The 12,314-nt window shown below is 66.1% G+C and carries 14 protein-coding genes; 10 read left to right on the top strand and 4 right to left on the bottom strand.

Annotated elements, in window-relative coordinates; translation table 11 throughout:
- The first annotated feature begins 80 nt into the window (after nt 1-80).
- From G315_RS0112320 to G315_RS0112275, 9 genes are all read left to right on the top strand, one after another.
- Nucleotides 81-989 (top strand): 23S rRNA (adenine(2030)-N(6))-methyltransferase RlmJ, encoded by a 909-nt coding sequence (locus tag G315_RS0112320; RefSeq protein WP_019612609.1) that lies wholly within the window; start codon nt 81-83, stop codon nt 987-989.
- Nucleotides 986-2,896: a molecular chaperone HtpG gene (htpG, locus tag G315_RS0112315; RefSeq protein ID WP_019612608.1), complete on the top strand. Its 1,911-nt coding sequence runs from the start codon at nt 986-988 to the stop codon at nt 2,894-2,896. Before G315_RS0112320 ends, htpG begins: the two co-directional genes overlap by 4 nt.
- Before the next feature lie 108 nt (nt 2,897-3,004).
- Nucleotides 3,005-3,487 carry a peptidylprolyl isomerase gene (locus G315_RS0112310; RefSeq protein ID WP_018169167.1) on the top strand — a complete coding sequence of 161 codons (483 nt, stop codon included), beginning with the start codon at nt 3,005-3,007 and terminating at the stop codon, nt 3,485-3,487.
- Nucleotides 3,488-3,979: 492 nt separating this feature from the next.
- Nucleotides 3,980-4,786: an energy transducer TonB gene (locus G315_RS14410; RefSeq protein WP_231370717.1), complete on the top strand. Its 807-nt coding sequence runs from the start codon at nt 3,980-3,982 to the stop codon at nt 4,784-4,786.
- A gap of 42 nt (nt 4,787-4,828) precedes the next feature.
- Nucleotides 4,829-5,578, top strand: coding sequence for a MotA/TolQ/ExbB proton channel family protein (locus tag G315_RS0112295; RefSeq protein ID WP_018169164.1), 750 nt, complete (start codon nt 4,829-4,831; stop codon nt 5,576-5,578).
- A gap of 3 nt (nt 5,579-5,581) precedes the next feature.
- Complete coding sequence (locus tag G315_RS0112290) at nt 5,582-5,998, top strand: biopolymer transporter ExbD (RefSeq protein WP_018145328.1); 417 nt, start codon at nt 5,582-5,584, stop codon at nt 5,996-5,998.
- Nucleotides 5,995-6,168, top strand: a complete 174-nt coding sequence (gene hemP / locus G315_RS14405) for a hemin uptake protein HemP (protein WP_019612606.1) — start codon at nt 5,995-5,997, stop codon at nt 6,166-6,168. The genes G315_RS0112290 and hemP overlap by 4 nt, the downstream gene beginning before the upstream one ends.
- Nucleotides 6,169-6,423: 255 nt before the next feature.
- A complete protein-coding gene (locus G315_RS0112280) occupies nt 6,424-8,541 on the top strand; it encodes a TonB-dependent receptor domain-containing protein (RefSeq protein WP_019612605.1) in 2,118 nt (705 codons plus the stop codon).
- Nucleotides 8,542-8,765: 224 nt separating this feature from the next.
- The gene (locus tag G315_RS0112275) at nt 8,766-8,954 is read left to right on the top strand and encodes a hypothetical protein (RefSeq protein ID WP_018145331.1); all 189 of its coding nucleotides are present in this window, start codon (nt 8,766-8,768) and stop codon (nt 8,952-8,954) included.
- Between the two features lie 107 nt (nt 8,955-9,061).
- On the opposite strand, the gene G315_RS0112270 is transcribed toward G315_RS0112275, so the two are convergent.
- Entirely contained in the window at nt 9,062-9,340 is a 279-nt protein-coding gene (locus G315_RS0112270) for a hypothetical protein (RefSeq protein ID WP_019612604.1), read from the bottom strand.
- A 212-nt stretch (nt 9,341-9,552) separates the two neighbouring features.
- Between G315_RS0112270 and G315_RS0112265 the strand changes: the two genes are divergently transcribed.
- On the top strand, nt 9,553-10,218 hold the full coding sequence (locus G315_RS0112265) for a tetratricopeptide repeat protein (protein WP_018175860.1): 666 nt from the start codon (nt 9,553-9,555) through the stop codon (nt 10,216-10,218).
- 74 nt (nt 10,219-10,292) lie between these two features.
- On the opposite strand, the gene G315_RS0112260 is transcribed toward G315_RS0112265, so the two are convergent.
- The 3 genes from G315_RS0112260 to G315_RS0112250 all read right to left on the bottom strand — a co-directional run bounded on the left by G315_RS0112260 (nt 10,293) and on the right by G315_RS0112250 (nt 12,220).
- Nucleotides 10,293-10,724, bottom strand: coding sequence for a hypothetical protein (locus G315_RS0112260; protein WP_018175859.1), 432 nt, complete (start codon nt 10,722-10,724; stop codon nt 10,293-10,295).
- Nucleotides 10,725-10,774: 50 nt separating this feature from the next.
- A complete protein-coding gene (locus tag G315_RS0112255) occupies nt 10,775-10,990 on the bottom strand; it encodes a hypothetical protein (RefSeq protein WP_018145335.1) in 216 nt (71 codons plus the stop codon).
- Nucleotides 10,991-11,083: 93 nt separating this feature from the next.
- Entirely contained in the window at nt 11,084-12,220 is a 1,137-nt protein-coding gene (locus tag G315_RS0112250) for a hypothetical protein (protein ID WP_019612603.1), read from the bottom strand.
- Nucleotides 12,221-12,314 lie beyond the last annotated feature (94 nt).

Raw genomic sequence — 12,314 nt, 5'->3', positions numbered from 1 at the left:
CGGTCGAGGGCGGTCCTTCCGGGCTGCCCTTCTTGAGCCACCGCGGGTACCCTCGCGGTGGCTTTTTGTTTGAGGGACGCATGCTCAGCTACCAACATGACTACCACGCCGGCAATTTTGCCGACGTCCACAAGCACCTGGTCCTTTGGCAGGTTCTGGAATCGCTGCGCGGGCGCGAGAAACCCTTCGTGGCCGTGGACTTGCACGCCGGCGCCGGGGGTTACGACCTGACCAGCGCGCGGGCACGCAAGACCGACGAGGCCACCTCCGGTATCGCACGCCTGTGGTCTGCGGATCCGGTCTGGCCATCTGCGGGCCGGACGTTCCTGCAGACGTTGCGGGGGATGCAGCCGAAGCCCCCGCGCCTTACCGAATATCCGGGGTCCCCGTTGCTGATTCAGGCGCGGTTGCGCGAACGCGATCGCCTGATCGCGTGCGAACTCCATCCGGAGGCCTATGATCGGCTGCAGACGCGCCTCGCCGGCGATTCACGCTGCCATGTGCACAAGCGTGACGCGCGCGAGGCCGCGCGAGCGCTGTTTCCGCCGGAGCCACGCCGCGGTCTGGTCCTGCTGGACCCGTCCTACGAGCGCAAGTCGGAGTACCGCGAGGTGGCGGAGATGGTGACCACCATCCGTCGGCGCTGGAACACCGGGATCATCCTGGTCTGGTACCCCATTCTCGCAGGCCGGCCGGATCACCCGCTGCGCGAACAGTTACGCGCCGAGCTCGACGATCCCTGGCTGGTCAGCGAGTTGCGTATCGCCGCCGACCCGGAGCGCCACCTCGGGCTGGCGGGCTCCGGGATGCTGGTGCTGCGTCCGCCGTGGCAGCTGGAGGAGCAGCTTCCGGAGCTGCTCGCGCCGGTCTGGGCACTGCTGGATCCGGAAGGGGCGGGCGGACTTTACCAGGCCGCGGTTCTTGAAAACGGGACAGGCGACCCTACCTTACGACGTGTCGAGAACAATCAAGGGACACGCACGCCATGACCGAAACCCAGACCGAACCCAGCACCGAAACTCGCCGCTTCGAGACCGAGGTCAGCCAGCTTCTGCAGCTGATGATCCACTCGCTTTATTCCAATCGCGAGATCTTCCTGCGTGAGTTGATCTCCAACGGCGCCGATGCCTGTGACAAGCTGCGTTTCGAGGCCCTGGCCCAGCCGGACGCGATCCCGCAGCCGGCGGAGCTGGTGATTGACGTCGAGGTGGATGCGGAGGCGCGGACCGTTACGGTGCGCGACAACGGCATCGGCATGTCGCGGGACGAGGTGGTCGAACATATCGGCACCATCGCACGCTCGGGTACCAAGGCGTTTCTCGAGAAGCTGACTGGCGACCAGAAAAAAGATTCCCAGCTGATTGGTCAGTTCGGTGTGGGTTTCTACTCGTCGTTCATCGTCGCCGACCACGTGCGCCTGGAGACGCGCCGCGCCGGCAGCGAACAGGATGCGGGTACCCGCTGGGAGTCGCGTGGCGACGGTGAATACACCATTACCCCATGCGAGCGCACCGAGGCCGGGACCGAGATCACCCTGACCCTGAAGGAAGACTCCGGCGAGTTTCTCGAGCCCGTGCGTCTGCGCCACATCATCGGGCGCTACTCGGACCATGTGGCGTTCCCGATCCGCATGCGCAAGCAGGACGAGGAGGGCAACCCTACCGACGACTGGGAGACCGTGAACCGTGCCAGCGCGCTGTGGACTCGCTCGAAGAGCGAGATCAGCGACGAGGAATACCGGGAGTTCTACAAGCACGTCGCGCACGACTTCGAGGATCCGGCCGCCTGGACCCACAACCACGTGGAGGGCCGGCAGGAATACACCACGCTGTTCTACATCCCGAAGCGCGCGCCGTTCGACCTTTGGGATCGCGATGCCCGCCACGGTGTAAAGCTCTACGTGAAGCGGGTGTTCATCATGGACGACGCGGACAAGCTGCTGCCCAACTACCTGCGCTTCGTGCGCGGGGTGGTGGACTCGGCGGACCTGCCGCTGAACGTCTCGCGCGAGATCCTGCAGGACAACCGCCTGGTGGACTCGATCCGCTCCGGTTCGGTGAAGAAGATCCTGGGGCTGCTGGAAAGCATCGCCAAGAACGAGCCCGAGGCGTACGCCGAGATCTGGCAGAACTTCGGGCGGGTGCTGAAGGAGGGCCCGGGCGAGGACTTCGCCAACCTGGAGGCGATCGCCAAGTTGCTGCGCTTTGCCAGCACCCATAACAGCGACGACACCCAGAACGTCGCGCTGGCGGATTACCTCGAGCGCATGAAGGAGGGCCAGGAGGCGATCTACGTGATCACTGCCGACAATGCCTCCGCCGCGCGCAACAGCCCGCACCTGGAGATCTTCCGCAAGCACGGGATCGAGGTCCTGTTGCTGTCGGACCGGGTCGACGAGTGGCTGCTGTCCCACCTGCGCGAGTTCGACGGCAAGCCCATCAAGAATGTTGCCAAGGGTGACCTGGACCTGGACAAGATCATCGGCGAGGACGTCGAGCAGAAGGACGAGACCGGCGAACAAGCCGCGGAGGGCGACCTGGGCGATCTGCCGGAACGACTGCAGCAGGCCCTGGGCGAACGCGTGGAGAGCGTGCGGCCCTCGCGGCGGTTGGTGGAGTCTCCGGCCTGTATCGTGCTCGGCGAGCACGAGATGGCCCTGTACCTGCAGGAATTGCTCAAGCAGGCCGGCCAGGAGACCTTCTCCGGCAAACCGGTGCTGGAGGTCAACCCGGGCCATCCGCTGGTCGCACGCCTCAAGGCCGCGGAAGGCGACGACTTCAACGACCTGGCCTCCTTGCTGTTCGAGCAGTCCCTGCTGGCCGAGGGCGGGCAGCTGGAGGACCCGAGCGGGTTCGTCGCCCGGTTGAACCGACTGCTATTGCAGAAGGCCGCCTGACCTGGCGGACACCCACCCGCCGGAAACCGCGTGTCCGGCGGGTGGACCTGACGTGGAGCGATATTCCGCGTTACCCTTAAAAGTTCATGTATTAAGAGGGCAAAGCCCATGCAAGTCGCGCAGAACGCCGTGGTGGCCATCCACTACACCCTGACCAACGATGCTGGCGAGAAGATCGACAGCTCCGAAGGCCGCGAGCCGCTGGCCTACCTGCACGGACAAGGCCAGATTGTCCCGGGCCTGGAAAAGGAGCTGGAAGGCAAGGCCGCCGGTGACAAGGTCCAGGCGAAGGTCTCCCCGGAAGAAGGCTATGGCGAGAAGATCGACGCCATGGTTCAGGAGATCCCGATGGAGGCCTTCCAGGGCGTCGAATCCGTCGAGCCGGGGATGCAGTTCCAGGCGCAGACCGAGAACGGCCCGCTGACGGTCACCGTGACCAAGGTCGAGGGCGACACCGCCACGGTCGATGGCAACCATCCGCTGGCCGGCGAGACCCTGAACTTCGACGTCGAGATCGTCGAAGTCCGCGAGGCCTCGGCCGAAGAGCTGGAGCACGGCCACGCCCACGGCGAGGGCGGTCACCAGCACTGATCGCGCCTGGCCGGCGATACCGCCGGCCTAGCCGCCTTTTTCGACCCGCCCCGGTGTTGCCGGGGCGGGTTTTATCGTTTTGGACCCGAGGAAAGTTGACCCGCGCTGCCGCGTATCGATCCCGAGCGAATGACGCCATATGCGACTGGTATTGCAAACCATTCGCATTAAGGGTAGGGTGCGCTCTGTTCGTGGGCAGTGACTTGGCAATCCGCCGACCAGCCGCGATAGTCGGATTCCGGGAGATGCGTGACCCATACGCGCCGATGTGCGAGCGGGTTAACTTCTCTTCGGTCAAGGCGTCTATACATTCGTGTCCTGCGGCGAGCTAGCTCATCCATGACCCACCGTTTTTCCATATCCCCTTCCGGCAGTCGTCGTGCGTTGGCGCTGGGCGTGGCCGTGAGCTTCGCGCTGCACGGCGGGATACTGGGCGCGCTATGGGTGATGCGTGATGCCGCACCGGAGTTGGCTGGCACCCGGGGCGGGGGCATGGAGGCACACTGGGTCGAACTGGACGCAGTGTTGCCTGACCCGACCGGGCAAGAAACGGCGGTCGTTGAACCCGACGCCGTGACCGGGACACTTGAGGAACCGGAACCGGAACCGGAACCGGAACCGGAACCGGAACCGGAACCGGAACCGGAACCGGAACCGGAACCGGAACCGGAACCGGAACCGGAACCAGAACCGGAACCAGAACCAGAACCAGAGCCGGAACCAGAGCCGGAACCAGAGCCGGAACCAGAGCCGGAACCAGAGCCGGAACCAGAGCCGGAACCAGAGCCAGAGCCAGAGCCAGAACCGGAGCCAGAACCGGAGCCAGAACCGGAGCCAGAACCGGAGCCAGAACCGGAGCCAGAACCGGAGCCAGAACCGGAGCCAGAACCGGAGCCAGAACCGGAGCCAGAACCGGAGCCAGAACCGAGTCGTTCGGGCGCGTCCGGGCCGGCCGAAGACCAGGAGCCGGCGACGGAGGCGGCCCCTGGTGGTCCGGTGGGCCAAGAGGACGAGCCCTTCGAGGAGCCGGGGTTCGGGGCGGAGTACCTGAATAACCCGCCGCCGGACTATCCGCGAATCTCGTTGCGCCGAGGGGAGGAGGGTACCGTCCTGCTGCGAGTCCGGGTCTCCGCGCAGGGGCAGCCGCTGGACTGGTCGGTGGAGGAGAGCAGCGGCCACCGGCGCCTGGACGATGCCGCCGAGGCGGCGATCGAGCATTGGGAGTTCGAGCCTGCCCGCCGTGGGGGACGCGCGGTGGAGGGCGTGGTGCTCGTACCGATGGATTTTTCGATTCGATGACAAGGCCGGCGCATGAAGCGCTGCGCAGCCGGGGATGATTGCATGAACGAGTTCGATGTCTTCTACGTGTTTCGCCATGGTGACCCGGTGCTGGTCGCGGTCTTCGCGATCCTGCTGCTGATGTCCGTGGCGACCTGGGCGATTGCCGCGAGCAAGCTGCTGACGCTGATTGGCGTGCGTCGCGACAACCGCGCCGCGTTGGCGGCCTTCGATGCCAGCCAGACGGCGCCGGCCTTCCACGACGCGATCCACGACCAGCGCGGCCCGCTGGCGGTGATCGGTCAGGAGGCGTTTGCCGCGTTCGACGACTACCGCGGTGTGCGCGATGGCTCGGACAAGGCCGAGCAGCGCCTGGACGACCACGTGGTGCGACGGATTCGCCAGGCCATGGACCGGCAGCTGCTGCGCATGCAGGCCGGCAATATCGTGTTCGCCTCGGTCGGGGCGCTGGCGCCCTTTGTCGGACTCCTCGGTACCGTCTGGGGTATCCATGGCGCCCTGATCGACATCTCACAGGAGTCGTCGGTGTCCATGGATCTGGTGGCGGGTCCGCTCGGCGAGGCCCTGGTGGCGACCGCCGCCGGCCTGGCCGCGGCGATCCCGGCGGTGGCCTTCTTCAACATCTTCAATCGCTCCCAGCGCCTGTTGCATCAGGACTTCGAGGCCTTTGCACACGATGTGCATGCGCTGCTGATGCACTCTGACCTGAAGCCCGGCAATGCTCGCGAGGCGCGTGACCGTCGCACCGATCCGCATGCACTGCCGGACGACGGCCTGCACCAGGAGGGCTAAGCCATGGCCTTCGGACGCATGGGCGACACCAGCGAACCAATGTCGGACATGAACGTGATCCCGCTGGTGGATGTGATGCTGGTGCTGCTGGTGATCTTCATCATCACGGCACCGGTGATTACCCACTCGGTGGATCTGGATCTTCCTCAGGCCACCAGCGAGCCGGTGGACGAGCTGCCGGACAGCGTGACGCTGTCCCTGGACGGAAGCGGCGACCTGTACTGGAACAACGAGTCGGTCTCGCTGGAGCGTCTCCCGGCGCGCCTGCGCGAGGCGCTGGAGACACAACCGGACATCGCGATCTATCTGCGCGCGGATCGTGACACGCGTTACGAACGCCTGGCCCGGGTGATGGCCGAGGTGCGCCAGTCCGGGGTGAGCCGCATGGCCTTCGTCTCCGAACCGGAGGGGGAACAATGAATTCCGGAACGCATCCACCCGGCAAGCCGGCTGTCCGCCAGGGTCCGGGTCCGTGCGAGATTGCCAGCGAGCAGCTGCTGGGCCCCGCGCGGAAGATCCGCATCTGCCACCGCGGCGAGTGGTACACCCTGCGCCGGACCGCCAACGACAAGCTGATCCTGACCAAGTAAACCCCGTGAAACACCGGCCGCGGTCCACACCGTGGCACCTGCCAGCCAGGGGAGTCCCTCCCTCAGCCAGCCTCCAATCCGCCACCGATCCGCGGCGCCCCGGCGTCCGTGGCGGTGTTGATGCTGGTCAACTCAAGGGAGACAACCATGGCTCGAAACCATCTGGCAAGCCGCCGAATCGCACGACCCGCCGACCACTCGCGCAACTCCGGGGTATGGAGGCGACGTGCCGTCGTACTCGCAATTGCCGGGGCCGTGGGGATTCCCACGCTCCATGCCGACGAGGCTGCCCCGACAGCCGAATCCGGAACCGAGGCCCGGCTGGCGCCGGTGCAAATCCTCGGAGACGTGACCGCGACGCAGCGGCTGCCCGGCTCGGCGGCCGTGGTGGGTCGCGAACAGCTGGAAACCGAAGGGACCACGGACATCCACCAGGCGCTCAAGACCGTGCCTGGCGTGTATGTGCAGGAGGAAGACGGGGCGGGTCTGCGCCCCAATATCGGGATCCGTGCGGCGCCTCCGGGGCGCAGCAGCAAGGTGACCCTGATGGAGGACAACGTGCTGATTGCCCCGGCACCGTATTCCAACCCGGCGGCCTATTATTTCCCGACCACGATGCGGATCAACGAGATCGAAGTGCTCAAGGGGGCCCCGCTGTTGCGCCACGGGCCGCAGACCACCGGGGGTGTGATCAATCTGGTGTCCACGCCCATCCCCCGGGAACGCGGAGGTTCCATCGAGACGGTGGTGAACGATCGGGGCGGCACCGACGTGCACGCGATGTTCGGGGATCGCTCCGGTGACTGGAGCTACATGGTCGAGACCGTCCAGCGCAACGGGGCCGGCTTCAAGGATATCGATCGCAGCCACCGCGATACCGGCTACGACATCCAGGACTATGTCGGCAAGCTGCGCTGGGATGGCGAGCGCCAGAGCATCGAGGCCAAGGTCCAGTACTCGGAGGAAACGTCCAACGAGACCTATCTTGGCCTGACCGACGCGGATTTCGCGCGTGATCCCAATCGGCGCTATGGCCTGTCCGGGGTCGATCAGATGGAGAACGACCACCTCGGTCTGAGCGTCACGCACGACATCGACTGGTCCGAGCGCGTGCGCATGGCCACCACGTTGTACCGCAACGAATTCGCCCGAAACTGGTTCAAGCTGGGCGGGGGTGGCGCGTTCATTGACGACGCCAATCGGGGCGATGCGACCGCGCAACGAATCCTCCGGGGCGAGGACGATGTGGCGGGGCTGACCTACCGCAACAACAACCGCGAATATGTCTCCGAGGGTATCCAGACCGAACTGGGCATGGACCTCGGGGAGCACTGGTTGCGTGCGGGTGTCCGCTATCACCAGGACGAGATGGACCGCTTCCAGCCGGACGACATCTACGATCAGGTGAACGGTTCCCTCGTCTATCAGGAGACCATCCAGCCGACGGGCAGCAACAACCGCTTCGAGGATGCGCAGGCCTGGAGCTTCTGGCTCGCCGACGAGTGGTACGTGAGTGACCGGCTGACCGCGAACCTGCTGCTGCGCTACGAGGATGTCGAGACCTCGCGGACCCAGTATGCCGATACGCAGCGAAACGTCGTGGATTCGCGGCGCTCCAATTCGAGCAGCGTCTGGCTGCCCGGGGCCTCGCTAACCTACGACTTCACGGACCGCTGGCAACTCCTGGCGGGGGTTCACCGTGGGTTTGCTCCCCTGGGGGGCGGTGCGACCGAAGACCAGGACCCGGAAACCAGCACGAACTGGGAACTGGGCGCCCGGTATCAGGGCGACCATGCGTTTGTCGAGGCGATTGGTTTCTACAGCGATTTCTCCGACTTCGTGCAGAACTGCTCGGTGGCGACGCCCTGCTCGGACGGTTCCACCTCCGGGACCTTCACGACCGGGGAGGCGGTCATCTCCGGACTGGAGTTGCGGGCCTCCACGGGGATGGACCTGGGATCCTTCCACGCGCCCCTGGAGGCCAGCTACACCTACACCAGCGCCAAGGCCAGCGCGGACAACCCGGCCTCGGGGCAGCAAGAGGGCGATCGCTTGCAGGGGGTCCCGCGCTACCAGTTCAGCCTGCGAGGGGGCCTCGAGCACGCGAGTGGCTGGAACCACTACGCGGTCGTGAAGTACATCGACGCGACCTGCAATAGCGATGGCTGTAACCGGAGCACGGGCGCATTCGACCGCACCGAGTCGCTGACCACGATCGACCTGGTGAGCCAGTATCCCCTGGGCAGGAACACCGACCTCTATGCCCGGGTGAGCAATGTGCTGGATGAGCAACAAATCATCTCCCGCTCCCCGGACGGTGCCCGGCCCAACGAACCGCGTACGTTCTCGGTGGGGTTGACGCACCGGTTCTGAGTCGGTGTCTCTTGAAACGCAGACCGCACCTCTCTCGGGTGCGGTCTTCTTGTATGGGGGAACCGGAATCGGCAGCCCGTCACATTCTGGAGGGCGGGTTTCCGGCAAGACGGATCGTATGTTGGGCTTCCCGGTCGAACGCCCCGAGTGTCCCCGGTTCGACGGGTAACTGTCGGGTACTGGGGGCGAAGCGAGAAAGGACCCTTACGGTAAAGGAGAACACCATGTGGAAATCGCGACTGACGATCCTGATGCTTGCCCTGATGATGGCGCTGGGCAGTGCCACCCTCGCGGGGTGTGACAATCAGGGCCCGGCGGAAGAGGCCGGCGAGAACATCGATGACGCCATGGACGATGCGGGCGATTCGATGGAGGATGCCGGCGACGAGATGGAAGACACCTTCAGCAACTGATTTCCTGCCCTGCAGTACGTGAAAGCCCCGGCACGCGCAGCGTGTCGGGGCTTTTTTGTGGCGGACCAGCGCCAGCTGGTCGCCTGGGTGATGGATCCGGGGCAGGATCAGAGGCGGTCGTCACCCTCGGGTTCCAGGGAGCCGCCCTGCTCGTCCATGCCGTCATCCATCGGGGGCTGCTGCATCTCGCCTTCCGGCGGCTGCTGTTGCTGCATGCCGTCTTGGGGTGGCGGGGCGCTCTGCATGCCGCCTTCACCGGTCTCGGGCTGTTCCTGCATCTGTTGCTCTTCGAACTCGTCCATGCCCATGTCGCCGTCGGAGCAGCCCATCAGGAAGACGAGGGGTGCGATGGCCATGGCGGCCAGGATCTTGGTGGAATGTTTCATGGAAACTCCTGTGTATCCGGGGTGAATGTGAACGGAAAAATGACGTTCAATCCAGTTGACCGGAATACCCCCTCATATGTTGCGAGAAGTTCATCACACTCCACCGTTTCGGTGAGGCGATCGTGGCGCTCATCACGTATCCCCGTGCGGTTTGTCGACGCATCACGAACCCACCGCTACAGTGACGCCCAGGCAATTCACGGACCGTAGTGATGGCGCAATCCTCCCAACCCGACCCCCTCCTCGATCAGGCCCGCTCGGCCTGGGCCCGGGGCGAACATGACGCTGCGATGACCCTTTGGCGCCAGGGTGCCGAGGCGGGTGATCCGCAGTGCGCGTTTAATCTTGGCGTGCTGCTGGATGAGGGGCAGTACCTGCCCCGGGATCCGCTCGAGGCCGCGCAGTGGTACCAGCGCTCAGCCGAAGCCGGCTTTCCGGATGCGGCCTTCAACCTGGCGGTGCTGTTCGAGCAGGGTGATGGGCCGGAGGCGAATCCCAACGAGGCCGCGCGCTGGTTCCATATTGCCGCCGAGCGCGGGAACGCCCAGGCCATGTTCAATCTGGGGCTCAAGTTCGACGAGGGCCGGGGCCTGCCGCAGGACCCGGAACAGGCGGCACAGTGGTACCTGCTCGCGGCCGAGGCCGGTGAGGGGCGTGGGGCGGCCAATCTCGCGCGTCTGTTCGCGATGGGCGAGGGCGTGGAGCGGTCCGACGTGTCGGCGTTCAAGTGGTATGCGATTGCGGCGGAGATGGGGGTTGCGAGCGCCGCGCGGCACCGCGAGCGGGTCGCTCGCGAGCTGAGTCCGGAGCAGCGCCTGCACGCCGGTGAGCGTGCGCAGGAGTGGTTGCAGGGCCATTCGTCGCCCCGTCTGCAATAGCGGGTCGGTCGGGCGCTCGCGCTGGGGTGTCCCTGAGACTGAGAAAGGGGCAGGGCGTTGCGGTTGGTGTTGGGCTAGATCACTACGTTCAGTTCGCGGCGCGGCTCTTCGGCCGGGCCGGCCAGGCTGACCGCGAGTTCCACGCGACGGCGCAGGGCCTCGACACCACCACCGCTCAGCGGGCCGCCGTCCGCCGGCATGGCCTCGGCGGAATCATTGCCGCTGCGGAACGCCTCGATCTGGGCCGCCACGCGGGCGCGGGAGGCCATCTCCTGGTCCGATCGCGGGAAGGCCAGCCCCTGATCCTGCTCGGCATCACCGCGCCGGTTGTCGTCCTGTTCCGGGCGGTCTTCGAGCGGCCGGCGGGCCGCGCCGGCCTCCGGATCGTTCAGCGGGCGTTCGAAATCCGCCGGGGTGGAGAGTTGGCCCAGGCCCAGCCGGTCGCTTCCGGTCGGGCGTGTGCCGATCGGTACTGCAGCTGAGGGGTTGGAGACTGGGACTTCCATCGTGTGACTCGTCGAGCCCTCTGATCGTTACGTGGTCTTGTCGCCTGGATTCAGGCGCGCACATCCAGCAGTGAGCCGATCATTCGATCTTCGGCCTGCAGGGTCTTCACCGAGGCCTCGATCTGATTCTGGCTGGCGATCATGCCGACCTGGGCGCCCATGCCCTCGCGACTGCCCGCATTCTCGGTGGCCACCGTATGTGCCTGCTGGCGCATGCTGGTCATGCCCTTCTGAATGCCCGCGAGGGAGGTGCTGCCGTCGATCATCGTTTCGAACTCGTTATGGTTTTCGGTTGCAACCCTACGACCGAATTATAGATCAATTAGTTGCACTCCACCGGAAGCCCATCCAGGAAGGCGTCAGGAGGTGCCGAGCAAGCCTTGCAGGCGGGCTTGAACAGCCTCGCGGGCGCCGGCCTGTCGCGCCTGCCATGCCGCCAGATGCTCGCGGCGAGCCTGCCGATCAATCCCTTCCGCCAGGCGGGCAAGCACCTCTTCGGCCACCTGTTCGGGGTCCTCGCCGCGGGCGACCAGGCCGGTGTGTTCGGCCGCGATGCGCAGCCGGGTGGCGGCGTCCGGATGGCGCTCGTGCTGCGCGGGGCCGCAGATCACCGCGCTGCCACAGGCCAGTGGCAGACCCAGGTCCGGAGGGGTCTCGCTGGCGGCCAGGGTGCCACCCGGCAGGGTCACGTCGGCGCAGGTGTAGGCGGCGTGCAGGGTCTCCGGGTCCTCGATGTAGTAGACCCGGTTCTTGCGCGGCACGAAGGACGTCATGAAGCGGTTGTGGCGGATGATCGGCAGGGAGTACTTGATCGCGTCGCGATAGACCGGCTCGTGGCGTGCCGGGTCGGCCGGGGCCAGCAGCAGGATGGCGGCGCTCTTGCGCAGGACCGCGAACAACACGGCGAAGGCGAAGGCCTCCTCGCCCGGGCCAGTATTGGGTGCCAGCAGGATCGGGTGACCCTTCTCGTGGTACTCGCGAAAACGCTCGCAGAACCCGTCATCTCCGGATGGCGCGGGCGGCAGTTCCACCGCGCCGGCGATCGGATCGCCGATCACCTCGATCGGGCCGGAGGGGGTAGCGGCCTCGCGTGCAGCGAAGACCGCATTCCATCCGACGCCTGCCGCGCCGTCACCCTCGGCATTGATCCAGATGCGTGGCACGTGGACCGCGCCGAGGGCGGGTCCCAGGTCCAGATCGCCAGCGTGCAGGGGGCCGATGACCACGATGGCGCGCGGTTGCAGGCGCGCCAGACGTGTGGCGGCCAGTTCGGGGCGCATCGCCAGGGCCGGGAGGCCGTCGATCAGGTCCTCGGCCTCGCGGTCCTGGCCACAGTCGGTGACGCCGAGGGCGATGGGGCCGACGGACCCGGCCAGCTCCTGCAGCCAGTCGGCGGCGGTCTCCAGAGTGGCCCGCGGGGCCAGGACCAGGATGCGCCCGCTGCTTTCGCCGGGGACGGAGCGGGCGGTGATCCAGGCAGACAAACGTGCGAACATGGTGGGCTGTTATCCGGTCGTCGGGCGAGCGCCGCATTATACGAGGCGCCGCACAGCGCCCGCCACGGGCGGGCTACACGTTGTCTCGAGGGGA

It is taken from the genome of Thioalkalivibrio sp. AKL7, from assembly GCF_000381705.1.
Lineage (GTDB): Bacteria > Pseudomonadota > Gammaproteobacteria > Ectothiorhodospirales > Ectothiorhodospiraceae > Thioalkalivibrio > Thioalkalivibrio versutus.
The sequence above is the reverse complement of the archived record's forward strand: the minus strand, read 5'-3'. Positions and strand labels throughout refer to the sequence as shown.